Annotated in this window: 25 protein-coding genes; 18 read left to right on the forward strand and 7 right to left on the reverse strand. The window is 63.7% G+C overall.

Going from position 1 to position 23940, the window contains the following annotated elements; translation table 11 throughout:
- Nucleotides 1-109 precede the first annotated feature (109 nt).
- Nucleotides 110-1612: a PhoX family protein gene (locus ACZ0AJ_RS00980; protein ID WP_499453337.1), complete on the forward strand. Its 1503-nt coding sequence runs from the start codon at nt 110-112 to the stop codon at nt 1610-1612.
- Nucleotides 1613-1643: 31 nt separating this feature from the next.
- Entirely contained in the window at nt 1644-2216 is a 573-nt protein-coding gene (locus tag ACZ0AJ_RS00985) for a PEP-CTERM sorting domain-containing protein (protein WP_499453339.1), read from the forward strand.
- Between the two features lie 96 nt (nt 2217-2312).
- Here the strand turns inward: ACZ0AJ_RS00985 and ACZ0AJ_RS00990 are convergent, their stop codons facing one another.
- Entirely contained in the window at nt 2313-3158 is an 846-nt protein-coding gene (locus tag ACZ0AJ_RS00990) for a rhomboid family intramembrane serine protease (protein ID WP_499453341.1), read from the reverse strand.
- 125 nt (nt 3159-3283) lie between these two features.
- Here ACZ0AJ_RS00990 and ACZ0AJ_RS00995 point away from each other — a divergent pair, with 125 nt between their 5' ends.
- Together ACZ0AJ_RS00995 and ACZ0AJ_RS01000 are read left to right on the forward strand one after the other, a co-directional pair.
- Nucleotides 3284-5368 (forward strand): alpha/beta hydrolase family protein, encoded by a 2085-nt coding sequence (locus tag ACZ0AJ_RS00995; RefSeq protein ID WP_499453343.1) that lies wholly within the window; start codon nt 3284-3286, stop codon nt 5366-5368.
- Nucleotides 5369-5683: 315 nt separating this feature from the next.
- Nucleotides 5684-7390 (forward strand): mechanosensitive ion channel family protein, encoded by a 1707-nt coding sequence (locus ACZ0AJ_RS01000; protein WP_499453345.1) that lies wholly within the window; start codon nt 5684-5686, stop codon nt 7388-7390.
- On the opposite strand, the gene ACZ0AJ_RS01005 is transcribed toward ACZ0AJ_RS01000, so the two are convergent.
- Nucleotides 7368-8315 carry a LysR substrate-binding domain-containing protein gene (locus ACZ0AJ_RS01005; RefSeq protein WP_258836589.1) on the reverse strand — a complete coding sequence of 316 codons (948 nt, stop codon included), beginning with the start codon at nt 8313-8315 and terminating at the stop codon, nt 7368-7370. The two genes, ACZ0AJ_RS01000 and ACZ0AJ_RS01005, sit on opposite strands and share 23 nt — an antisense overlap.
- Before the next feature lie 147 nt (nt 8316-8462).
- On the opposite strand from ACZ0AJ_RS01005, the gene ACZ0AJ_RS01010 reads away from it, so the two are divergent.
- The 4 genes from ACZ0AJ_RS01010 to ACZ0AJ_RS01025 are packed head-to-tail and all read left to right on the forward strand — an operon-like array spanning nt 8463 to nt 12504.
- Entirely contained in the window at nt 8463-9653 is a 1191-nt protein-coding gene (locus ACZ0AJ_RS01010; RefSeq protein WP_499453348.1) for a PilT/PilU family type 4a pilus ATPase, read from the forward strand.
- 12 nt (nt 9654-9665) lie between these two features.
- Nucleotides 9666-10139 (forward strand): D-glycero-beta-D-manno-heptose 1-phosphate adenylyltransferase, encoded by a 474-nt coding sequence (gene rfaE2, locus ACZ0AJ_RS01015; RefSeq protein ID WP_258836587.1) that lies wholly within the window; start codon nt 9666-9668, stop codon nt 10137-10139.
- A 5-nt stretch (nt 10140-10144) separates the two neighbouring features.
- Nucleotides 10145-11323 carry an aminotransferase class V-fold PLP-dependent enzyme gene (locus ACZ0AJ_RS01020; protein ID WP_499453351.1) on the forward strand — a complete coding sequence of 393 codons (1179 nt, stop codon included), beginning with the start codon at nt 10145-10147 and terminating at the stop codon, nt 11321-11323.
- Nucleotides 11323-12504: an SGNH/GDSL hydrolase family protein gene (locus ACZ0AJ_RS01025; protein ID WP_499453353.1), complete on the forward strand. Its 1182-nt coding sequence runs from the start codon at nt 11323-11325 to the stop codon at nt 12502-12504. Before ACZ0AJ_RS01020 ends, ACZ0AJ_RS01025 begins: the two co-directional genes overlap by 1 nt.
- A 6-nt stretch (nt 12505-12510) precedes the next feature.
- On the opposite strand, the gene ACZ0AJ_RS01030 is transcribed toward ACZ0AJ_RS01025, so the two are convergent.
- Both ACZ0AJ_RS01030 and ACZ0AJ_RS01035 read right to left on the reverse strand, forming a co-directional pair.
- A complete protein-coding gene (locus ACZ0AJ_RS01030; RefSeq protein WP_499453355.1) occupies nt 12511-13665 on the reverse strand; it encodes an epoxide hydrolase family protein in 1155 nt (384 codons plus the stop codon).
- Between the two features lie 60 nt (nt 13666-13725).
- Nucleotides 13726-14157 carry a pyridoxamine 5'-phosphate oxidase family protein gene (locus ACZ0AJ_RS01035; protein WP_499453357.1) on the reverse strand — a complete coding sequence of 144 codons (432 nt, stop codon included), beginning with the start codon at nt 14155-14157 and terminating at the stop codon, nt 13726-13728.
- A gap of 75 nt (nt 14158-14232) precedes the next feature.
- Here ACZ0AJ_RS01035 and ACZ0AJ_RS01040 point away from each other — a divergent pair, with 75 nt between their 5' ends.
- The gene (locus ACZ0AJ_RS01040) at nt 14233-14904 is read left to right on the forward strand and encodes a TetR/AcrR family transcriptional regulator (RefSeq protein ID WP_499453359.1); all 672 of its coding nucleotides are present in this window, start codon (nt 14233-14235) and stop codon (nt 14902-14904) included.
- Between the two features lie 263 nt (nt 14905-15167).
- On the opposite strand, the gene trmL is transcribed toward ACZ0AJ_RS01040, so the two are convergent.
- Together trmL and ACZ0AJ_RS01050 are read right to left on the reverse strand one after the other, a co-directional pair.
- Nucleotides 15168-15638 carry a tRNA (uridine(34)/cytosine(34)/5-carboxymethylaminomethyluridine(34)-2'-O)-methyltransferase TrmL gene (gene trmL / locus ACZ0AJ_RS01045; protein WP_258836581.1) on the reverse strand — a complete coding sequence of 157 codons (471 nt, stop codon included), beginning with the start codon at nt 15636-15638 and terminating at the stop codon, nt 15168-15170.
- Nucleotides 15639-15662: 24 nt separating this feature from the next.
- Nucleotides 15663-16394: a ComF family protein gene (locus ACZ0AJ_RS01050; RefSeq protein ID WP_499453362.1), complete on the reverse strand. Its 732-nt coding sequence runs from the start codon at nt 16392-16394 to the stop codon at nt 15663-15665.
- A 60-nt stretch (nt 16395-16454) separates the two neighbouring features.
- On the opposite strand from ACZ0AJ_RS01050, the gene ACZ0AJ_RS01055 reads away from it, so the two are divergent.
- The 7 genes from ACZ0AJ_RS01055 to ACZ0AJ_RS01085 all read left to right on the forward strand — a co-directional run bounded on the left by ACZ0AJ_RS01055 (nt 16455) and on the right by ACZ0AJ_RS01085 (nt 22379).
- Nucleotides 16455-17369 (forward strand): methyltransferase domain-containing protein, encoded by a 915-nt coding sequence (locus ACZ0AJ_RS01055; RefSeq protein ID WP_499453364.1) that lies wholly within the window; start codon nt 16455-16457, stop codon nt 17367-17369.
- Between the two features lie 298 nt (nt 17370-17667).
- Complete coding sequence (gene coxB / locus ACZ0AJ_RS01060) at nt 17668-18861, forward strand: cytochrome c oxidase subunit II (protein WP_499453366.1); 1194 nt, start codon at nt 17668-17670, stop codon at nt 18859-18861.
- 39 nt (nt 18862-18900) lie between these two features.
- Entirely contained in the window at nt 18901-20526 is a 1626-nt protein-coding gene (ctaD, locus tag ACZ0AJ_RS01065) for a cytochrome c oxidase subunit I (RefSeq protein WP_183557012.1), read from the forward strand.
- A gap of 10 nt (nt 20527-20536) precedes the next feature.
- Complete coding sequence (locus ACZ0AJ_RS01070) at nt 20537-20644, forward strand: cytochrome oxidase small assembly protein (protein WP_332533005.1); 108 nt, start codon at nt 20537-20539, stop codon at nt 20642-20644.
- Between the two features lies 1 nt (nt 20645).
- Nucleotides 20646-21227, forward strand: a complete 582-nt coding sequence (locus ACZ0AJ_RS01075) for a cytochrome c oxidase assembly protein (RefSeq protein ID WP_183557014.1) — start codon at nt 20646-20648, stop codon at nt 21225-21227.
- Nucleotides 21214-21423, forward strand: coding sequence for a DUF2970 domain-containing protein (locus ACZ0AJ_RS01080; protein ID WP_183557016.1), 210 nt, complete (start codon nt 21214-21216; stop codon nt 21421-21423). The genes ACZ0AJ_RS01075 and ACZ0AJ_RS01080 overlap by 14 nt, the downstream gene beginning before the upstream one ends.
- An 80-nt stretch (nt 21424-21503) precedes the next feature.
- Nucleotides 21504-22379, forward strand: a complete 876-nt coding sequence (locus ACZ0AJ_RS01085) for a cytochrome c oxidase subunit 3 (RefSeq protein ID WP_332533008.1) — start codon at nt 21504-21506, stop codon at nt 22377-22379.
- A 15-nt stretch (nt 22380-22394) separates the two neighbouring features.
- Here the strand turns inward: ACZ0AJ_RS01085 and ACZ0AJ_RS01090 are convergent, their stop codons facing one another.
- A complete protein-coding gene (locus tag ACZ0AJ_RS01090; RefSeq protein WP_183557020.1) occupies nt 22395-22595 on the reverse strand; it encodes a twin transmembrane helix small protein in 201 nt (66 codons plus the stop codon).
- A 33-nt stretch (nt 22596-22628) separates the two neighbouring features.
- On the opposite strand from ACZ0AJ_RS01090, the gene ACZ0AJ_RS01095 reads away from it, so the two are divergent.
- Nucleotides 22629-23354 (forward strand): SURF1 family protein, encoded by a 726-nt coding sequence (locus ACZ0AJ_RS01095; protein WP_499453370.1) that lies wholly within the window; start codon nt 22629-22631, stop codon nt 23352-23354.
- The gene (locus ACZ0AJ_RS01100) at nt 23332-23940 is read left to right on the forward strand and encodes an SCO family protein (protein WP_499453372.1); all 609 of its coding nucleotides are present in this window, start codon (nt 23332-23334) and stop codon (nt 23938-23940) included. The genes ACZ0AJ_RS01095 and ACZ0AJ_RS01100 overlap by 23 nt, the downstream gene beginning before the upstream one ends.

The following is a 23940-nucleotide window of genomic DNA, read 5'->3' on the forward strand; positions in this document are numbered from 1 at the left end:
CATCGGTCCAAGCCGGGGTGGTAAGGACAGGCGGGCCGCCGCTCAGGCGCTGCCAACATTCGAGATGCCGGTCCACCGGCTCGCACGTCCAATCAATGGAGAAGCACACATGAACAACCAAGACACGTCGCCGTCGCGCCGCAACCTGCTTAAGGGCATCGCTGGCGCCAGCGCGCTGCCATTTGTCGGCGCCTTTGCCGCGCTGCACGCCCGTGAAGCGGCCGCCGCCAATGGCGTCACCGCGCTGGTCGACAGCCCGTACGGCCCGATCGCGCCGACCAATGACCTGAGCACCGGCCTGCCGCTGCTGCAACTGCCGCCTGGCTTCACGTACAAGAGCTATGGCTGGCGTGGCGACATCATGACCGATGGCCGGCCATGCCCGGCGGGCCACGACGGCATGGGCGTGATCGCCACCCGCAAGGTCGGCCGCAGCACCGAGCAGGTGTTGGTGCGCAATCATGAAATCACCAGCAGTGCAGCTGGCAATTTCATCAACGCCTACAGCTTCTACGACGGCGGCACGATCAACACCACCACGACCAACCGCTCGTGCGGCGGCACCACCAACCTGGTGTTCCGCGACGGCGACTGGGTCAGCATGACGCCAAGCCTGGGCGGCACCCAGCAGAACTGCGCCGGCGGCGTCACGCCGTGGGGCACGTGGCTCACCTGCGAAGAAGTCGGCTCCGACGCGATCACTGCCGGCGGCAAGAAGCATGGCTACGTGTTCGAAGTGACGGTCGATCCGCGCCAGACGACCGGCCAGCCGATCGTGAACATGGGCCGCTTCGCGCACGAAGCCGCCGCCGTCGATCCGACCAACTGCAATGTCTACCTGACCGAAGATGCATCGGGCAAGTCGGGCTTCTACCGCTACGTGCCGGACATCAAAACGGGCGCGGCCGGTTCGCTGGCGCGCGGCGGCGTGCTCGAGATGGCCAAGGTCAAGGGCGTCAACAACGTCAACCTGGCCACCGCATCGGTCGACCTGACGTACGAACTGGAATGGGTGTCGATCCCGAACCCGGACGCCAACCGCGGCAACAGCGTGGGCCTGAACGGCCAGGCGATCAGCAATGCCGCCGGCCCGTTCAACCAGGGCTGGGCCAAGGGCGCGCTGCGCATGAACCGCGGCGAAGGCATCTTCTACACCAAGGGCAAGCTGTACGTGATGGACACGTCGGGCGGCCCGGTCAACCGTGGCGCAATCTGGGAGCTGGACCTGGCCAGCCAGACGCTCAAGTGCATCTACTCGAGCCCGAGCCCGCTGATCGGCAATATGGGTGACAACCTGGCGGTCAGCCCGCGCGATGGCCTGCTGATCTGCGAAGACTCGTCCAGCCCGATCACCGACACCTTCGGTTTCGGCCAGCGCCTGATGGGCCTGACGGGCGCCGGTGATGCCTACATTTTCGCCAAGAATAACGTGAACCTGACGACGGCCGAGCTGACCGCCGCCGGCAAGTCGACGGCGCTGGCCGGCGATGGCCGCGGCAATGAATTTGCCGGCGCCTGCTTCGATCCGACCGGTCGCTACCTGTTCGTCAATATCCAGACGCCAGGCATCACGTTCGCGATCTCGGGTCCGTGGGCCAAGGGTCCGCTGTAATTCTTACCGCATTCATTCAAGGATATTCATTATGACCATCAACAAATTCATTACCGCCGGCCTGGTTGCGCTGGCGTTCTCGACGTCGAGCCACGCAGCGCTGCTGGTGAGTTCGGACAGCGCGGCTGGCAATGCCGTGACCGACTACAGCGCCGCCGGCGCCGTCTCGTTCGACCTGGAGCTGGGCAATTTTGCCGGCACGACGCTCAACTTCGTGCTGCAGGAAGCCGACCTGGCTGGACCGCTGAGCCTGAGCGCAATGGTGTTCAACCTGAGCGGCATGTCGTTCCCGCAGTTTAACTTTGGCTTGCAGGGCATCCGTTTCGCGGCGCCGGGCACCGTGTCTGCGTTCTCGCAGGACCTCAGCGTCAACAGCTCGTTCTACAACGCAGCGATCACGTTTGCCAACGGCGAACCGGCCGAGTTCCAGTTCGGGAACCCGACGCTCGTCGATGGCCGTAGTGACTGGCTGCTCGATACCAGCGGCATGCGCGCTGGCGACACGTTCTCGATCGTGGCCGAAGTGCCGGAACCGTCGACGATCGCGCTGATGCTGCCGCTGCTGCTGGGCGGCTTGATGGTGGCCCGTCGCCGCCAAGGCTGATCGGGTTGGTTGCATTGCGTTGAACGCGTGGACGACGTAGGGTGGGCGGGTATCCCGCCCACGCGTTCAAACCAATGTTGCACGACGTGGACGACGTTACGGGCGTTCAGGATTCACGGCCCGCGCCGCGTCCCGCTGCGCGGCGAGCACCTCCGATGCGCGCAGGATCTGCGCGATCCGGCTGACCTGGTCGGATGGCGGCTGCTTCACCAGCACCACCAGCACGCCAAGGCTGACGGCGAATACGACCGCCGACTGCACCGCAGTACCGATCCGCAACACACGCCCTGGCAGCATCAGCAGGGCGCCGATGGCGATCCCGGCGAGCGCGCCACCGACGTGGGCCGCGTTATCGGTGCCGGTCATCAAGAAGCCCATGCCGATATTGAGCGCCACCACCTGGAAGATGACTTTCAATTCGATTTTGGCCGCGTTGCCGGCGCACAGCGCATGCACGAGCAGGGCACCGGATGCGCCGAGCAGCGCGCCGGATGCGCCAATGCTGACCGTGGTCGCGAAATGCGGCGTGAAGCCCATCGCGGAGGGAATCAGGTCGTAGCCCGTATTGCGCACGGCCACGCTCGCATACCACCAGGCGCTGGCCAGCCCGCCGAACAGGCCCGACAACAGATAGAGCAATGTAAAGCGTGTGCGGCCCCAGACCGCCTCGGACAATGGGCCGATCTGCGACAGCATGAACATGTTCAGGCCCAGGTGCAGCGCGCCGCCGTGCAGGAACATCGATGTCACGAGCCGCGTCCAGTCGCCAGTGAGGGTATAGGGGCCAAGGTTGCCGCCCCAGGCAGTCAGGTCGGCCGGGCTGGGTGACATCCAGTCGACGCCGCTCATGCCCAGGTACACCCAGGCGCCGATATTGAGCAGGATGAGCCAGAAGGTGGGGGAGGTGAAGAAGCTCGGGCGCGTGCCCGGTGTGGTCTGCATGATTGTTACCGAAAATAAATTATCGGTGAAAATAGCACCTTTCAGACAAGCCGTCGATTCGATATGGCGAATCACTCTGGCCCGGCAGCGGAACTGCGTGTGCGCTTGCAACGGATGGGCATACGATGTTTCCTGCCCTTGTTCGGATGCGCTATCCTTGCCGTTTTTCAGATGTGTGCGAGGGATGCGTGAAAAGTAAGGATTGGTGGCAGAGTACGATTGGACGGTGCGTGCTCTGTACAGCAGTGACTTTTGGATTTGTTGCCAGCGCAGTGGCGCAAATCCCCGCGCCGCTCGCCCCTGTTGAACACTTTTTTGAAAACGATGCTTTTGGCGGCGCTGTGTTGTCGCCAGATGGCATGTTTCTGGCGGTCCGATTGAGCAAGCCGGGGCGCCGCGATTTTCTCGCCGTCGTCGAACTCGCGACCAAGGCCGCGAAAGTGGTTGCCGAATATCGCGACGCAGATGTGGCCGATTTCCAGTGGGTGAACGACCGACGTCTTGTCTACAACCTGCGCGATAGTACTGATAACTATGCATCGTATGATTTCGGGCCTGGGCTGTATGCCGTCGACCGGGACGGTGAACGAAAAAAGCAGCTGGCCGCCCGAAATCACGGGCAGAATGCACCTCAGCCATGGAACACCCTCCTGATGTCGCAAGCCGGCAGCCAGAATTCTGACTGGCTCCACGTTGAACGGCCCATGTTCGACAAGAACAACAAATATTTCGGCACGCGGCTGCGGCGCATTAACACGGTGACCGGTGAAGGCGAGATCGCATCGGAGCCGGATGTCGAGGTCAGCAGTTTCATGCTCGACGCCAGGGGCGAGCCAAGGCTGGCACTGTTGAACACCGACCTGCAAAGAACGATCTACTATCGCGACGAAACAACAGACAAGTGGCGGGAACTGGCCAGCTACGAGATTTACAAGAACCTTGGTAGCGAGATCAAGCCCATCGGCTTTGGCCGTGACGGTACGCTGTATGTGATCGCACGGGCGGGTGACGATCTGGCAACACTGCGAACGCTCGATCTTGCGAACGGGACTGTCAGCAAGGAAGCGCTGGTTGCCACGGCCGGCTACGACTTCGCGGGTGAACTGGTTCAGAACGAGAAGATGCTGGGCGTGCGTTTCACCACGGATGCGCTGACCAACCTCTGGTTCGACAGCACGATGAAAGCACTTCAGGATGCCATCGACAAAGCCTTGCCACGCACGGTCAACCTGATTTCAGTGCCAGCCCGGCCGGCCGCGCCATGGGTGCTCGTGGAAGCCTACTCCGACGTGCAGCCGTCGAGCTACTTTCTGTACGATACCAAATCAGGTCAGCTCGACCCCATTGGACAAGCCTACCCCAGGATTGATCCTGCAGGGATGGGCCGCCAGCGGGCAGTCCAGTTCAAGGCAAGAGACGGCCTCGACATGTCCGGCTTGCTGACCTTGCCGTCTGGCGGCGCCAGCAAGAATCTGCCCATGGTCGTGCTGGTCCATGGTGGTCCCTGGACACGTGGGAGCAGCTGGGGCTGGAATCCGCAATCCCAGTTCCTGGCATCGCGCGGATATGCGGTACTCGAAGTGGAATTTCGTGGCAGCACTGGCTTTGGTGCAAAACACTTCGAGGCGGGCCTGAAACAGTGGGGCCTGGCCATGCAAAACGATCTCGCAGACGGCACACGTTGGGCGATTGGCCAGGGTATCGCCGATCCGCAGCGAATCTGTATTGCGGGTGCAAGTTATGGCGGTTATGCAGCGCTGATGGGACTGATCAACGATCCATCCCTCTACCGCTGCGCGATCAACTGGATGGGGGTGACAGACATCAAGCTGATGTTTACCGGGACCTGGTTGTCGAAGTCGGACCTGTCCGAGGCCTATCTGCAATATGGCATGCCTGTCCTGATCGGGGATACCAAAAAAGATGCTGCGCAGTTGCATGCAACATCACCAATTCAGCAAGCGTCCCGAATACATCAGCCCGTTTTATTGGCCTATGGCGGCGAAGACAAGCGCGTGCCTATTCATCACGGCAAGCAATTTTATTCAGCAGTCAAGAAACAAAATAGCCAGGTCGAATGGGTCGAATACAGTGAAGAGGGCCACGGTTGGCGGTTGCCCGAAAATCGTATCGATTTCTGGCGCCGCGTCGAGCGCTTCCTGGACAAGCAAATCGGGTCGCGCGCACCCGTCGACGCAGCCAGCAAATAGGTGAATGGTCAGGTTGACGACACCTCGCCAACGGCCTTCGCCACCCTTGCGCTCTCAGCAATAGTGCGGGCATGACATCGGCAGGATGCTAGACTTTGGGTCCCGGACATGACTGTCCGGCCATCGAACCGATCGCATCGCACGTTCGGGCCAGCAAGTTGGCCCTGACACCGCGTGTCCGTCACTGCGCATCCGCAGACACGTTATGTCGCGGCGACAGCACCGTTGCTCCTGCCCGGCTGACGCCATTCAATATGCGCCATGCGCCATGCGATCAAACACGTGCAAGGAGTCGTTTTGAATAGAGTATTTTCCATGAGATTACTGGTCTCGCTGTCCCTGGCATTGCTGCTGGGACTGACCCAACCGCCGGCGTTTGCCGCCGGCCAGGACGCCGAGGCGCCCGCCGCCGCTGAATCTGCCGTCCCCGATCCGCTCAAGCGCGAGACGCCGCGCTCCATGGTCTCCGGCCTGCTCGGCGCCCTTGGTCAATCCGACTACGATCGCACCGCGCTGTACTTCGACTTGCCGCCAGCAACCAGCTCACGCCAGCGTACCAACGCGGTGGAGCAGGCGCGCGCGTTCCATGCGGTGCTGGACGATGGCGGCACGCTCGACACGTTCATCACGCTGTCCAACGACCCCAATGGCAAGGTGAGTGACGACTTGCCGGTCGATCAGGAGCGTGTCGGCGAGATCGCCATCCAGGACAAGAAAATCCCGGTGCTGCTCACGAAAGGGCAGGACGGCGAGCATCAGGTATGGCGCGTCTCGCGCGAGACGCTGACCCAGATTACCGCAGCCACCAAGCGCGCGCCCGTGGTCACCGAACCTGCGGCCGACCAGGTCATCGTTGCCGGCGCACCGCTGAAGGACTGGGCGCTGCTGCTGGGCCTTGGCGTGCTGGTGTTCGGCGGCTTGTGGATGCTGTCGGCGCTGATCGTGTTCTGCATGCGCAAACTCGTGCCCGATCCGGAAGCCAATGGCCTGTACCGCTTCTTCGAGGCGGCCCTGCCGCCGGTGAGCCTGTTGATCGCCGTCGGGGTGTTCTACAACTGGGCCGAGCAGCTGCCGGTGTCGATCGTGGCGCGCCAGACCTTGCTGCGCTATACCGGCATCGTCTCCGTCATCGCGCTGGTGTGGTTCGGTCTGCGGCTGGTCGATGCGATCTCGGAACTGGCGATTGCCCGCATGCAGCGCAGCCAGCGGCGTCAGGTCATTTCGGTCATCACGCTGGCGCGCCGCGCCGCCAAGGTCATCCTGCTGGCGTTTTCGTGCATTGCGATCCTGAGCACTTTCGGCATCGACGTCACGACGGGTATTGCGGCGCTCGGTATCGGTGGTATCGCGCTGGCGCTGGGCGCCCAGAAGACAGTGGAAAACCTGGTTGGCAGCGTGACCGTGATTGCCGACCGCCCGATGCAGGTGGGCGACTTCATCAAGGTCGGCGACGTGGTGGGCACCGTGGAAGACGTCGGCATCCGCTCGACCCGCATCCGCACCAACGAGCGCACGGTGGTGACGATTCCGAATGGCGACCTGTCGGCGCGCCAGATCGAAAACTACGCTGCGCGCGACCGGTTCCTGTTCAATCCCGTGATCGCGATCGCTTACGGCAACTCGTCGGCCAAGCTGAAGGAAGCGATTTTCATCGTCCAGCAAGTCCTGGCGGAAGAAAAGAACATGGCAGAAGGGCACCGCGCGCGCCTGGGCAGCATCAGTGAGCGCGCCTTCAACATCGAGGTGTTTTCCCACATCGATGTGCACGAGTTCGACACGCAGGTGATCATTCGCGAAAAGCTGCTGCTGACGATCTTCGAGCGGCTGGAAGCGGCTGACATCAGCCTGGCGTTCCCGACCCAGACCATCGTGTTCTCGCCGTCGCAGCTCGAAGCGGTCAGGGGCGGGTCTGCGGCCAACGGCGATGCGGACGATGCGGACCAGACCGCCAAAGCCGCTACACCAGCGCTGCCAGCGCCGCCGGCCGTGTGGACCGGCGCTACGCCGCCGCCTCGTACGTGATCATCTCGACGCCGGGCAGGTGACATTCACTCACCGCCTGCATCACCGCATCGATGGCGGCGCGGCGGGTGAAGCTCTTGCGCCAGGCGATCACGACGCGGCGCGACGGCGCCGGCCTGGTGAACGGCACATACGCCAGCAGGCCGTTCGACTCGCTCAGGTCGGTGACCGACGCGCGCGGCAGCACCGTCAGGCCGATGCCGCTGGCGACCATGTGGCGGATCGTTTCCAGCGACGAGCCTTCAAACGTGCGCTGCATGCCGGTGCCACCGCCCGGCGCCGAGAAGCGCGCCATTTCCGGGCACACTTCCAGCACCTGATCCCGGAAGCAGTGGCCGGCACCGAGCAGCAGCATCGTTTCGCTTTTCAGGTCTTCGGCCGAAATTTCCTTGCGCTTGGCCCATGGGTGGTGTTTGGGCATCGCCACGATGAACGGCTCGTCGTACAGCGGCTGCACCGCCATGCCGTGGTCGGGCAGCGGCAGCGCCATGATTGCGGCGTCGAGCTCGCCCTGGCGCAGCAATTCAAGCAGCTTGTGCGTGAAATTCTCTTGCAGCACCAGCGGCATCTGCGGCACGTTGTCGATCAGGTTTTTGACCAGCGGCGGCAGCAGGTACGGGCCGATCGTGTAGATCACGCCCAGGCGCAGCGGGCCCGCCAGCGGGTCCTTGTTCTGCTTGGCCAGTTCCTTGATGGCAGCGGTCTGCTCCAGCACGCGCTCGGCCTGCGCCACGATCTGCGCGCCCAGTGGCGTGACGGAGACTTCGGAGCCGCCGCGCTCGAACAGCAGCACGCCCAGCTCGTCTTCCAGCTTCTTGATGGCGACCGACAGCGTGGGCTGGGCCACGAAACAGGCTTCGGCCGCGTGGCCGAAGTGCTTGGCGCGGGCGACGGCGACAATGTATTTCAACTCGGTCAGGGTCATGGTGGGTGTCTCGACTAGGCGCGTTGCCGGCGCCGCGTGGTGAGCGGGGCAGCAGGGTGCGCGCCATGAAATAATGGTGTAGCGAGAATGATAGTCGATATAATCTCTTGATAGGCTCCGCCTATGCATCTTTTCTGAAAGGCCCGCATGTCCACCACGTTTGGCCCGGCGGAAGCCCAGGTCTATATCCATAAACTGCTCACGGTGATGCATCACCAGGGCGGTTCCGATCTCTTCATCTCGGCTGATTTCCCGCCGAGCATGAAATACCAGGGCGCCATGAAAGCCCTCAGCCAGCAGCGCCTGAGCGGTGAAGTCACGCGCGCGCTCGCGGTCTCGCTGATGAACGAGCGCCAGCGCGCCGAGTTCGAAACAGAGATGGAGTGCAATTTCGCGATCTCGCTGCCCAACGTCTGCCGCTTCCGCGTGAACGTCTACGTGCAGCAGCAAAGCGTCGGCATGGTGGTTCGCACCATCTCGTCCGAGATTCCCAACTTTGAAAAGCTCGACCTGCCCGAGGTGCTCAAGGATGTCGTGATGACCAAGCGCGGCCTGGTGCTGGTCGTGGGTGGCACGGGCTCGGGCAAGTCGACAACGCTGGCGGCGATGATCGACTACCGCAACAACAATTCGGCCGGTCACATCATCACGGTGGAAGACCCGGTCGAATACGTCCACAAGAACAAGAACTGCCTGATCACGCACCGCGAAGTGGGCGTGGACACGCTGTCGTGGCACAACGCGCTGAAGAACACGCTGCGCCAGGCGCCGGACGTGATCCTGATCGGCGAGATCCGCGACACCGAAACGATGGAGCACGCGATCGCGTTCGCCGAAACGGGCCACCTGTGCCTGGGCACGCTGCACGCGAACAATGCCAACCAGACGATGGACCGGATCATCAACTTCTTCCCCGAAGAACGGCGCAACCAGCTGTTGATGGACCTGTCGTCGAATCTGCGCGCGATCGTCTCGCAGCGCCTGGTGCGCACCGAAGACGGCAAGGGCCGCAAGGCCGCCATTGAAATCCTGCTCAACACGCCGACGATTGCCGAGATGATCCTGAAAGGGAACTTCCAGAGCATCAAGGAGATCATGCACAAGTCGCGCGAGCTGGGCATGTGCACGTTCGACCAGGCCTTGTTCGAGCTGTACAACAAGGGCTTCATCAGCTACGACGAAGCGATCCGCAATGCCGACTCGGCCAACGGCCTGCGCCTGCAGGTCAAGCTGTCGGGCGAGCGCAAGGAACCGGGCCTGCCGACCGGCGCCGCGCGGCCATCCGAACTGTCGATGGCGCTCGATGAAGAAACCGACGACGAACCGCCCAAACATTGACTCTGAATACCCATGCCTTCATTTGAAAACAAGCTCTGCACGCGCGCCGACCTGGCTGCGCGGATCGCCGCACTGCCAAAGCCGGTGGTGCTGACCAACGGCGTGTTCGACATCCTGCACCGCGGCCACGTGACCTATCTGGCGCAGGCGCGCGAGCTGGGCGCCTCGCTCGTGGTGGCAGTCAACACGGATGCGTCCGTCAAGCGGCTGGGCAAGGGCGACGACCGCCCGCATAACACGCTGGCCGATCGCATGGCGGTGCTGGCTTCACTGGAATCGGTCAGCCTGGTGGTCGAGTTCGACGAACAGACGGCGCTCGAAGTGGTCCAGGAAGGCCGGCCCGACATCTATGCCAAGGGCGGCGACTACGTGATGGACCAGATTCCCGAAGGGCAGGCCGTACTGGCCTATGGCGGGCGCGCGGTGGCGATCGACTTCGAGCATGACCGCTCGACCACCAAGCTGGTGGCGCGGATCCGGGGCTGACCGGCATGGCCAACGCATTTGCAATACCTGCGATGCCGGCACTGGCCGGCCTGTATCCGCCAGCGCCCGACGGCATCGTCAATCTCGAGCACGGCTACTTTGGCGCGATGGCGCAGCCGGTGCAGGCGGCGCTGGTCGAATCGGTCGACTATCTGAATCGTCATCTGAGCCCGTTCCTGCGCAGCGCGCAAGCCCTCGAGTATGGCGCGGTGCTGTGCACGCGGCTGGCCAAACTGATCAATGCCGAACCACACGAGATTCTGCTCACGCGCAGCGCGAGCGAATCGATGCAGGTGCTGATCGGGCAATACCACCGGCTGGCGCCTGGCGACGGCGTCCTGTGGAGCAACCTCGATTATCCGGCGATGCGCTATGCGATGGCGTGGCTGCAAGGGCGGCGCGGCGTGGTGCCGACGGAACTGCACTTGAGCCTGCCGTTGTCCGGTGACGCGCTGCTGGAACAGTATGCGACGGCGATCCGCGATACGCCGGGCCTGAAATTGCTTTTGCTCTCGCAGGTGTTTCCGGCCAATGGCCAGTCGGTGCCGGTGCGCGAGATCGCTGCACTGGCGCGGGCGCGCGGCGTCGACGTGCTGGTCGACAGCGCCCATGCGCTGGGCCAGCTGGACGTCGACGTGCAGGCCATGGGCATCGACTTCGTCGGCTTCAACCTGCACAAGTGGATCGGCGCGCCGCCGGGGCTGGGCTTCGCGTATATCCGGTCTTCGCGCCTGGACCGGATCGAGCCGCATTTTGGCGACCGCGATTATCCGGCGGACGATATCCGGGGACGCCTGCATGCCGGCATGCCGCCGATGAGCGCGATCATGGCTGCGCCGGTGGCGCTCGACGTGCATGCGCAACTGGGCGGTTCGGCAGCAAAAGGCGCGCGGCTCGCGTGGCTCAGGAATTACTGGGTGCAGCGCGTGGCGGACCTGCCGGGCCTGCAGTTGATGAGCCCGCTGGTGGGCGACACGGCGCTGGCGGCGTTTACGATCGACGGCATGCGCGCGCGTGACGTGCAGGCGGCGCTGCTGGAGCGCTTCGGCGTGTTCACGGTGGAGCGGCCGGTGGGCGACGCCAGCCTCGTGCGCGCCACGGTGGCGTTGACGACCACGGTGGAAGAACTCGATCGCCTGGTCGAGGGCTTGACGGTGCTGACCGGCGAAGCGGCAGGTGCCTGATGACGGGCACGTCGATGTACACGCTCTCGCCGATTCCCGCAGACTTGATCCATGGGGCGGTCGAGCTCCAACGCACCGATGCCGGCCTGCTGCCGCAGCGTTTGCCGGCCTGGGCGCTCGCGCAGCACCTGGATGTGCAACTGGCGCTGGCCGCCGCACAGCCATCCGGCGTACGGCTGGCGTTTCGGACCACGGCCCGTGTCGTCGAGGTGCTGGTGCTGCCGACCAAGCGCCGCTACGGCAAGATGGCGCCGCGGCCCGACGGTATCTTTGATCTGGTGGTCGATGGGAAGCTGCTCCAGCAGGCGAGCGCGCCAGGCGGCAAGCTCCTCGAGATCGACATGATCAGCGGCGCAACGCGGGTACATCCGGGCGAACCGCACTGGCTGCGCTTTGCCGACCTGCCGGCGGGTGACAAGACCGTCGAACTCTGGCTGCCGCACGACGAGACGACCGAGCTAGTGAGCCTGCGCGCGGATGCGCCGGTGTCGGCGCTATTGAAAGGCGGCCAGCGCCGCTGGCTCCATCACGGCAGTTCGATCAGCCAGGGCTCGAATGCGACCCATCCGACCGGCATCTGGCCTGCGGTGGCCGCCAGCCTGGCCAACGTCGACCTGTTCAATCTGGGCTTTGGCGGCAATGCCTTGCTCGACCCGTTCACGGCGCGCACGATCCGCGACCTGCCGGCGGACCTGATCAGCCTGAAGCTCGGCATCAACCTCGTCAACACCGACCTGATGCGCGTGCGCGCGTTCGGGCCGGCCGTGCACGGCTTTCTCGACACGATCCGCGAAGGACGGCACCGGACTACGCCGCTGCTGGTGATCTCGCCGACCTGGTGCCCGATCCATGAAACGACGCCGGGACCGACCATGTTCGATGGCAAGGCCATGGAGCAGGGCAGGCTGCTGTTCCGGGCGATGGGCAACGACGCCGAGCGGCGTCAGGGCAAGCTGACGCTGGGTGTGATCCGCGAGCAGTTGCAGAGGATCGTGGCGCAGCGGGCAGCGACCGATGCGCACATCCATTATCTCGATGGCAGCGCGCTGTATGGCGCCGACGACAACGCGCACCTGCCGCTGCCCGATGCGCTGCATCCGGACGCTGCCACGCACCGGCTGATCGGTGAGCGCTTTCATGCGCAGGTGTTTGCCGATGGCGTGTTCGGCCATCGGCGCTGAAGGTGTTCAGAGCATCGTGCGGAACGTTGCGCGCAGATGCTCAACGAGAGTGGCCGGGTTTTCCATCGCCGCGAAGTGGCCACCGCGTTCGGCCTCGCCAAAGAAGCGCAGGTCGGCGAAGCGCGATGCGGCCCAGCGCTCCGACAGACGCATCTGCTCGCCTGGAAACATGCTGATGCCGGCTGGCAGGGGCAGCGGGGCGGTGGGCATGCCCTTGGCCATCTCGCGCGCGGCTTCCCAGTAAAACCGCGCCGAGGTGGGCCCGGTATTGGTCAGCCAGTACATCATCACGTCGTCGATCAGGCGGTCCGGCGCGATTGCGCGCTCCGGCTGGCCGTCGGTATCGGACACATCCTGGAACAACGCGTACAGCCAGCTGGCCAGGCCTACCGGTGAGTCCGCCAGCGCAAACGCGACCGATTGCGGGCGCGTGCACTGGAGCTTCATGTAGCCCGAATAGTCCTTTTCGTAGCGGGCGGCATCGTCGAGCATGCGCTGCTCTTCTGGCGTCGCGTCGGCGATTTCCTGCTCGGTCGGGTGAAACATCACCATATTCAGGTGGATGCCCGCCAGGCCCGGCACGCGCATGTGCGCCAGGGCACTCGTGACGGCCGCGCCCCAATCGCCGCCTTGCGCCACCCAGCGCTCGCCGTAGCCGAGGCGGCGCATCAGTTCCGCAAAGGCCTGCGCCGTGCGGCCGACGCCCCAACCCGGTTCGGGTGGCTTATCGGAAAAGCCGAAGCCGGGCAGGGCCGGAATCACCAGATGAAATGCATCGGACGCGAGGCCGCCATGCGCCTGTGGCTGCGTCAGCGGTCCGATCAGCTCGCGAAATTCCAGCACCGAGCCCGGCCAGCCATGCGTCAGCAGCAGCGGCGTCGCGTTCGGTTCCGGTGAGCGGATATGCAGGAAGTGAATGCCCAGTCCATCGATGACGGTGCGGCTGCTGCCCCACTCGTTGAGCGCGGCTTCCGTGCTGCGCCAGTCGTAACCGTCCTGCCACCGTTCCACCAATGCGCGGATGCGGGCCAGTTGCGGGCCCTGCGAGGTGTCGTTCACGGTCTCGGCATCGGGCCAGCGCGTGCGCGCCAGTCGGTCGGCAAGGTCGGTCAGGTCGGCGTCTGGAATATGGATGGGAAATGCGTCGATTGCAGTGTGCATGGCGGGCCTGTCAAGTCGGTGATGGGGCAGGGGCCGGCGTGACCCGTGCGTGTTCGGGTTTTACAGAACGATCTCGCCCTGGTCGGCGCCATTCCAGTAGTGGATTCGGACGGCGCGAACGCGTATCATGACCAATCCCGGCGTGTCGACGCCTTGCTCGAACCAATGATCGAGCCCTGCCGTCCAGTGCGCTGCGAACATGGCCTTGTCGCGAATCAGTTCTGCATTGCCTTGCACTGCGATGAACAGCGGTGGCTGCCCATGGGGGCCGGAAGCACCGGTAAAGGTCAGGCCAACCGCTGCGTCGCCCTCGATGTCGGCCACGGTACGGGCCTGGTCATAAGTGAAAAAGTAGCTGTCCCCGTGATAGTCGACCTCGCCGTTGTTGCTCATGGGCCGGCTGGCGAAGGCGCCGCCTTCGGTGCGGGTCGAGAGCATGCCAAAATCAATGGCCTTCATATTGTCAGATAGAAATTTCAAACGCATGTCCATCGCTTCACCTTTGATTGAGAATTCAGAAACTGAACTATACCATTCAGTTCATTTTATTATGATGACTATGTTGCCATGCGCGTGACATCCAACCTGCCGGAGCCAGAACAAGCGCCAGCCACGCGCAAGCGGGGTGGCCGGCCGTCTGCCGAGCATGCCGGTGAAGTGGACCGCCGCATCCTCGATGCAGCGACAACGCTGTTCCTGCGCGCGGGTTTCGATGCGACGAGCTGCGACCAGGTCGTTGCCATGGCGGGCGCCGGCAAGGCGACGCTGTACGCACGCTACGCTAACAAGGATGCGTTGTTCAGCGCCGTCGTGCACCGCGCGCTAGAGGGCGTGGCGCCGGCTGCGCCCGACCTGGCGCCTGCCATGTCGATACGGGAACGCTTGCGCGCGGTGGGACTGCATCTGCTGCAGCAGGCGCTCACGGAAGAGTCGGTGGCGCTGCTGCGGGTCTGTTTGACGACTGCACAGCGGCTACCAGAATTGTCGCGGATGGTGGACCAGTCTGGACGCGACAGCGGCGTGGCGAGCATCGTTGCCGCGCTGGCGGGGCCGGCGCAAGATCAGATCGCAGCGGCCACGGCCATCGCGCAGCGTTTCATCGACCTGGTGATCGTGCCGCAGCAGATGCGCGCCCTGGTTGGCGACGACCGCGAGCAACTCGACACCGCCGCTACGCGCCGCGTCGATGAAGCCATCGACCTGCTCGCCCGCGCCGGTCTGCTCGATGCATTCGAATGAGTGGCACAAGCTGGCACAAGCCGGGGTCAGGTCTGACATGCGGACACAAGCTCTACTGTAATCCCGTCTTTTTATTATCGGTATGGCCTCGGTTTTGAGGCCAGCTTTTCATATGTGCCTCTCAACAGTCGAGGCCGTGTCCGAATGTCAGACCTGACCCCGGCTTTTTCTTCGAGCTGTCGAGGCCGTGTCCGAATGTCAGACCTGACCCCGGCTTTGACCCGGCTTTTGACACGACGGCCGGTTTAGAAAGTGGTGTCGGTTCAGGCGCCGCCGGCGTAGCCGTTCTGGCGCCAGGCTTCGTAGACGACGACCGCCACCGTATTCGACAGATTCAGGCTGCGGTTATCGGGGCGCATCGGCAGGCGGATGCGCTGGGCGGGTGGGAATGTCTCGCGCAGGGCGGGGGGCAGGCCACGCGATTCCGGGCCGAATACGAACACGTCGCCCGGCTGGAAGTGGGCGTCGGCGAAGGGCGCCGAGCCGTGCGTGGTCAGGGCGAACATGCGCGCCGGGTCCGGTTGGGTGTCCGCCAGGAACGCGGCCCAGTCCTTGTGCACCTTCATCGTCGCGTAGTCGTGGTAATCGAGGCCGGCGCGGCGCATCTTGGCGTCGTCCAGCGGAAAGCCGAGCGGCTCGATCAGGTGCAGTTGCACGCCGGTGTTGGCGCACAGGCGGATCACATTGCCGGTATTCGGCGGTATTTCTGGTTCGACCAGGACGACGTGGAACAACGTGCTTCTCCTTGATGATGAGGCTTATCCATGCGGCGGGGTGCGCGCGAAGACGATGTTCGTCACGCGCGCAGCGCCCGCCCGTTTCAATACGGCGGCAATTTCTGCCAGTGTGTGGCCGCTCGACATGACATCGTCGACCACGCCCACATGCCGGCCATGTACGTCGAACGTGCTGGGCACGCCAAACGCGTCCCGCACGTTCCTGCGCCGGTCGCCCGGTCCGGCGCCCGATTGTGGCGCTGTCTCGCGCAGCCGGTGCAGCAGTTGCGGGACGACCGGCACGCCCAGCGCGCGGGCCAGCGGGCGCGCGACTTCGAGCGCCTGGTTGTAGCCGCGCTCGATCAGGCGGGCCGGGCCCAGCGGCACCGGACACAACACGTCGGGCAACGCCCGTGCCTCGGACCCGATGGCCGCATGCAGCACGCGCGCCATCCACGGCGCCAGCGCCAGTTGCGCGCCAAACTTCAGCTGCAGCACCAGGCTATCGAGCGGCGCCGCGTAGTCGCAGGCCGCCCAAGTGGCATCGAAGGGCGGCGCCTGCGCCAGACAGGCGCCGCAATGCCGTGTGCTGTCCAGCGCGCCGGTGGGATTGGCGCAGCAGGGGCAGCGCGGCGTCGGCGCTACATACGCCTGCTCGCAAGCGGCGCACACCGCCGCCCGCGCGTGCCCGCCACAGAGTGCGCAGCACGAGGGCAAGAGTGCGTCCAGCAGCGCGTGCACGAGGCGCATCGGCAGCGGGCGAAGGTCCGGCATCGGCTCGGCGTCCCACAAACGGTTAAACTGCCCACATTATCTCATCACGCATCCGATCCCATGGCATCTCCTCAATCCCCGTCCAAGCTGAGCGCGCCCATTGACCTGTCGCGTGTGCGCAACCTGTTCGCGCGGCCCGAACGCATTGCGTCGTCGGATTTCCTGCGCCGCGAAATCGCCGCGCGCATGCACGAGCGCCTGAGTCTGGTGAAGATCATCCCCAAGCAAGTGCTCGACGCCGGCTGCGGCCCCGGGGGCGACCTGGCCCTGTTGCAAAAGACCTATCCATCGGCGCAGATCGTCGGCCTGGATGGCGCCGGCGCCATGGCGCGCGCGGCGAAAAAGCCGGGCGCCTCGGGTTCGCTCAATCAGTTATTGAGCCGGTTGATGCCGGCCAAGGCGGGCGTCGACATCCTGTGCGGTGACTACGGCAACCTGCCGCTTGGCCCGAACTCGGTCGATTTGTTGTGGTCGAACCTGGCGTTGCACTGGCATCCGTTGCCCGACCGCGTGTTTGCCGAATGGCGCCGCGTGCTGCGCGTCGAGGGCTTGCTGATGTTTTCCAGCTTCGGTCCCGACACGTTCACCGAACTGCGCACGGCATTTGCGGCGCTGGATGCTTATCCGCACACGTTGCCATTTGTCGACATGCACGATTTCGGCGATCAGCTGGTCGAGGCGGGCTTTTCGACACCGGTCATGGACATGGAGCGCATCACGGTCACCTACGACACGCCGCAGGCGCTGCTGCGCGACGTACGCGCGCTGGGCGGCAATCCGCTCGAATCGCGCCGGCGCGGCTTGATTGGCCGTGCGGCCTGGCAGCGTGTGCTCGCTGCGCTCGAGGCGCAGCGCCTCCCCGATGGCAAGCTGGGCCTGACCTTCGAAGTGATCTACGGCCACGCGTTTCGCCCGGCGCCGCGCCAGACGGCAGCTGGTGAATCGATCGTCCGCTTCCAGCCACGCAAGCCGTAACGTCGTCGCCGCGCACGGGCAGATTGGCGGGGTCCCCGATATTCCTTGAATAAAAATTAGTGCTTTAGATATAATCAATTGCTATTTTTCACGTCTAGCCGATAGAATCGCTTGAAAAAGCGGCATCGCAAGCCGCGAAACAGAGTCAAAACAGAAACAGAAAAAGAATTGCAGCAGCCGCAGAGATGCCCCGGCACGGCATCGGTGTTCTGCGGCCAGCACGGAGCGGCGTCGTTCGTTCGTGGAATGGCTGACCGTTTAAAAATAATTCTTATTTTTTGGGTGGTTGGGGACATACATGACATATGCAACGCGACTTCGGGCCGTGCTGTACGGCTGTGCCGTACTCGGCGCCGCCGCTGGTTCTGTGCCGGCTTGGGCGCAGCAACTGACGGGCCGGCCTCAGGAGCACCAGCTCAATATGCAGGCCCCGGTCACTGCCGTCGGCGCCGACATCTACGGCTTGCACATCTGGATGATGATCGTCTGCCTGGTGATCTTCGTCGCCGTGTTCGGCGTCATGTTCTACTCGGTCTTCAAGCACCGCAAATCCCTGGGCCACAAACCGGCCACCTTCCACGAATCCACCGCCGTCGAGATCGCCTGGACGATCGTGCCGTTCCTGATCGTCATCGGGATGGCGCTGCCGGCCACCAAGACCGTCGTGGCGCTGAAAGACACCTCCAATGCCGACCTGACCATCAAGGCCACTGGCATGCAGTGGAAATGGGGCTACGACTACCTGAAAGGCGAGGGCGAGGGCATCTCGTTCCTGTCGAACCTGTCCACGCCACGCTCGCAGATCGGTGAGCCCGGCGTCGCCCCCACTGAGGCCCGTACCGAGAACTACCTGCTCGAAGTCGATAACGAGATGGTCGTGCCGGTCAACAAGAAGATCCGCATGGTCTTCACGGCCAACGACGTGATCCACGCCTGGACCGTACCGGCGTTCGCCATCAAACAGGATGCGATACCCGGCTTCGTGCGCGACGGCTGGTTCAAGGCCGAGCAGATCGGCGTGTACCGCGGCAACTGCGTCGAGCTGTGCGGCAAGGACCACGCATTCATGCCGATCGTCGTGCGCGTCGTGTCCGATGCCGACTACACGGCCTGGGTCGCCGGCAAGAAGAAAGAGATGGCGGCGCTGGCCGACGATCCCACCAAGGTCTGGACCATCGACGAACTCAAAACCCGTGGCGAAGCCGTCTACACCGCCAACTGCGTGGCCTGCCACCAGGTCAATGGCAAGGGCATCCCGGCGGCGTTCGCGGCGCTGGACGGCTCGCCAAATGTCCTGGGCAGCAAGGCGCACCAGATCGACATCCTGCTGCACGGCCAGAAGAGTGGCAAGTTCCCCACCGCGATGCCGGCCTGGCCACAATTGTCCGACACCGAGATCGCCGCCGTGATCACCTATACCCGCAATTCCTGGTCGAACAAGGCTGCGGAAAATATCGTCCAGCCGGCCGAAGTCCTGGCCGCCCGCAAATAATGTCCGCCACCAACGCACGTAACGAGCAGGGGTAACGCCATGAGCACCACGACGATCGACCACGCACCAGGTCACGGCAATGAGCACGGTAATGAGCACGGCCACGCACACGACGAACACCACGACCATCCGCACGGCTGGCGGCGCTGGGTGTATGCCACCAACCACAAGGACATCGGCAGCCTGTACCTGTGGTTTTCGTTCATCATGCTGCTCTCGGGCGGCGTGCTGGCGCTGATGATCCGGGCCGAGCTGTTCCAGCCCGGCCTGCAGTTCGTACGCCCCGAATTCTTCAACCAGCTCACGACCATGCACGGGCTGATCATGGTGTTCGGCGCGATCATGCCGGCCTTCGTCGGCTTTGCCAACTGGATGCTGCCGCTGCAGGTCGGCGCATCCGACATGGCGTTTGCGCGCATGAACAACTTCTCGTTCTGGCTGCTGCCACCGGCGGCGATCCTGCTGGCCACGTCGTTCCTGGTGCCGGGCGGGGCGACCGCCGCCGGCTGGACGCTGTACGCGCCGCTGTCGACGCAGATGGGCCTGGGCATGGACATGGCGATCTTTGCGATGCACATCATGGGCGCATCGTCGATCATGGGCTCGATCAACATCATCGTCACCATCCTGAACATGCGCGCACCCGGCATGACGCTGATGAAGATGCCGATGTTCTGCTGGACCTGGCTGATCACCGCCTACCTGCTCATCGCCGTGATGCCGGTGCTGGCCGGCGCGATCACGATGACGCTGACCGACCGCCACTTCGGCACCTCGTTCTTCAACGCCGCCGGCGGTGGCGATCCGGTGATGTACCAGCACATCTTCTGGTTCTTCGGCCACCCCGAGGTCTACATCATGATCCTGCCGGCATTCGGCATCGTCTCGCAGATCATTCCGGCGTTTGCCCGCAAACCGTTGTTTGGCTACGCCTCGATGGTCTACGCGACGGCGTCGATTGCGATCCTGTCGTTCGTCGTCTGGGCCCACCACATGTTCACGACCGGCATGCCGGTGACGTCGCAATTGTTCTTCATGTACGCGACGATGCTGATTGCCGTGCCGACCGGCGTCAAAATCTTCAACTGGGTCGCCACGATGTGGAAGGGCTCGATGACGTTCGAGACGCCGATGCTGTTTGCGGTCGGCTTCATTTTCGTGTTCACGATCGGCGGCTTCACGGGCCTGATCCTGGCGGTGACCCCAATCGACATCCAGGTGCACGACACCTATTACGTCGTGGCTCACTTCCACTACGTGCTGGTGGCCGGCTCGCTGTTCGCACTGTTCGCGGGCTTCTATTACTGGGCGCCGAAGTGGACCGGGCACATGTACCCGGAAGCGCGCGGCAAGATGCACTTCTGGCTGTCGCTCATCACGTTCAACGTCACGTTCTTCCCGATGCACTTCCTGGGCCTGGCCGGCATGCCGCGCCGTTATGCCGATTACGCCGTGCAGTTCACTGACTTCAACATGATCGTCTCGATCGGCGCGTTCGGCTTCGGCTTCAGCCAGGTGTACTTCCTGTTTGCAGTCGTGCTGCCGACGATCCGCGGCGGTGCCAAGGCGCCTGCGAAACCATGGGAAGGCGCCGAAGGCCTGGAGTGGACCGTGCCGAGCCCGGCGCCGTTCCACACGTTCGAGACGCCACCGCTGGTGAAGTAAGGACAATCCGATGACCGCGCCACGCAAACCCAATAACCTGAGAACCGCGCTGTGGCTGGCCGGCCTGGCGCTGTTCTTCTTCATCAGCGTGTTCGTCAAGTTCACGCTCCTGAGCTGATATGGCCACCGGCGTCAAACTGCTGCGCCTGAACCGCCGCACCTTCGGCAAGCTGGTGGTGGTGGCCGTGGCGATGTTCGGCTTCGGCTATGCGCTGGTGCCCGTGTACCGGCAGATTTGCGAAGTGCTGGGCATCAACGTGCTCACGCAGCAGGATGGGTTTGTCGCGGCGCCGACCAACAGTCAGGTCGACAAGTCGCGCACGATCACGATCGAGCTCGACGGTAATTCGCAGGGCCCGTGGCGGTTCCGGCCAACCACGCGCAGCATCGACGTGCATCCGGGCGAACTGGCCACCGTCATGTACGAGGTCGTCAACACGCAGGGCAGGGCAGTGAAAGCGCAGGCGATTCCGAGCTATGCGCCGCAGTCGGCCACGCCGCACTTCATGAAGGTCGAGTGCTTCTGCTTCCGCGAGCAGACGCTGGCCCCGAACGAAGCGCGCCAGATGCCGGTGGTGTTCTTCATCGATCCCAAGTTGCCGCGCGAAGTGAAGAACATCACGCTGTCGTACACATTCTTTGAAATTGGCGGGGCGTTCAAGGCCGCCGCCGCGCCGAAAGAAGGCGATGCAAACGGATAAGCCCCATCAGCGCAAGGGGAGTTTTCTGGCCAGCATGAAGGCTGTGCTGTGGTCGTTCTTCGGCGTGCGCAAGCGCGCCGATTACGAGAACGATGCGGCCAGCCTGAACCCGGTCCACGTGATCGTCGCCGGTCTGATCGGGGTGGCGATCTTCATCGGCCTGATCATGCTGGCGGTAAGTTTCGCGGTGGCATAAGTACGTCATTCCCGCAGAGGCGGGAATCCAAGCAAGCATGCATGACGCAACAATCAACAGCATCGCCCGAGGAGATAAAGATGAGTTCGTCACAACCAGCTTCGCCAACGACCGCCGCGCCTTATTACTTCGTTCCCGGCCCCTCGCGCTGGCCGTTGCTGGCCGGCCTGTCGATGCTGGTGACGATGGCCGGCGCGTCGGGCTGGGTCAACGGGCTGCCGTTCGCGATGCCCGTGTGCCTGACGGGCATCGTCGCGATGCTCGTCGTGCTGTACTTCTGGTTCGGCGAAGCGATCGGTGAATCCGAATCGGGGTTGTACGGCAAGCGCATCGATTTGTCGTTCCGCTGGTCGATGAGCTGGTTCATTTTCTCGGAAGTGATGTTCTTCGGCGCGTTCTTTGGCGCGCTGTTTTATGCGCGCGTGATTTCGATGCCGTGGCTGGGCGACCTCGATCACCAGATCCTGTGGCCTGATTTTTCGGCGCACTGGGGCAATACCGGACCGGCCGGCATCGTCGAGGGCTTCCGCACCATGGGGCCGTTCCCGATCCCGACCATCAACACGGCGCTGCTGCTGACGTCGGGCGTGACGCTGACCATTTCGCACCACGCCCTGCGCGCCGGCCACCGCGCCAAGACCGCGTTCTGGCTGGCCGCGACCATTTTGCTGGGTGCCGTGTTCATGGGCTTCCAGGTGTATGAATACATGCACGCCTACCAGGACCTGAACCTCAAGCTCACGTCGGGCATCTACGGTTCGACCTTCTTCATGCTGACGGGGTTCCACGGTTTCCATGTGACGATGGGCGCGATCATGCTGTCGGTAATTTTGTACCGAGTGCTGCGCGGGCATTTCACGGCCGAACACCACTTCGGCTTCGAAGGGGCCGCGTGGTACTGGCACTTCGTCGATGTGGTGTGGCTGGGCCTGTACGTAGTGGTGTACTGGCTGTAAGCAAGCACAACCCGATCAACGCAATCCGGTCGGCGCAATCCACCCCATCTGGTGCGCCGCCAGCAGGCACAGGAACAGCACGATCGACAACCCCACCCGCAGCGCCAGCGCATTGACGGTGCGGTTGGTGCGCCCCTTGTCGCGCATCATGAAGAACAGGGCCGACGCCAGGCTGGCCAGGATCAGGACGAAGGCGATGGCAACGAAGATTTTCATGATGGACCCGCGAAAGGTTGAGAATTCATTGTAATGCGCTTCGCCTTCCGATTTCGCCCCGTCGCCCTGATTGCAGCACTGATTGTGGCCCTCATCGGCATCATGCTCGGCAATTGGCAACAGGACCGGGCCGCCTACAAGACCGCCCTGCAGGCGCGCCAGCTGGCGCGCGCCGCCGAGCCACCGTTTTCCCTCGGTCCCGCCATCGCCGCGTCCCCGGATCTTGAATTTCGCCGCGTGCGCGTACACGGCGAATTCGTCGCCGGCTGGCCCGTCCTGCTCGCGAACCGCCCGCGCGGGAGCCAGTCCGGGTTCTATCTCGCAATGCCGTTTAAAATAGCGGGTGCCGACGAGCACGTGCTGGTGCTGCGTGGCTGGTTGCCGCGCCAGGCCGAGTTCGACAAGCTGCCGACATTTGCGACGCCAGCCGGGCCGGTCACGCTCGAAGGACGGCTCGTCCTGTCCGCCGGCAAGGTGATGGAACTGGGCGACGGCCCGCCGCTGGCGCCGGGCGCGGCGGTGCAGAACCTGACGCCGCAGGCACTGGCGCAGGCAAGCGGCCTGCGCTTGCTGCCGTTTCTCGTGCAGCAGACGCTGCCGGCGACGCCGGCCGACCTGATGGCGCGTGACTGGCCGCTGCCCGAGGCAGGGATCGACAAACACCGCGGCTATGCCTTCCAGTGGTATGCACTGGCGGCGCTGGCCCTTCTTTTTTATGTGATGACGGGATTTCGACGTGGCTCAAGAACAACTCGCTGACCCTGACACCGCGCGCCGCCGCGGCCGCCTCAAGCTGCTGCTGGTGCTGCTGATCTGCGCCGCGCCGCTGATCGTGTCGTACATTACCTTCTACATCGTCAAGCCGACCGACCGCACCAATTACGGCACGATCCTCGATGCACGCACGCTACCGATCCCGCAGATGGCCACGACCACGCTCGACGGCCAGCCGCGCACGCTCGCCGACCTGAAAGGCAAGTGGGTCATGCTGCGCGTGGGCGGTGGCAAGTGCGACGATGAATGCATGCGCCAGCTGTACGCGATGCGCCAGTGGCGCACGATGCAGGGCAAGAATATGGAACGGATGGAACGCGTGTGGCTGATCACGGACAGCGAACCGCTCGACACTGTCATGATGCGCGAATACGACGGCATGGAATTGCTGCGCGCGCCGGCCGCGACGGTGGCCAAGTGGCTGCCAACCGAAGCAGGCCACCCTCCGAGCGACCATATCTACCTGATCGACCCGCTGGGCAACCTCATGATGCGCTTCCCGTTCCAGCCCGAACCGGGCCGCGTCTACAAGGACATCGCCAAACTGCTCAAGGCATCGGCCATCGGCTGA

The sequence above is a fragment of the Telluria sp. AC161 genome, assembly GCF_979258535.1.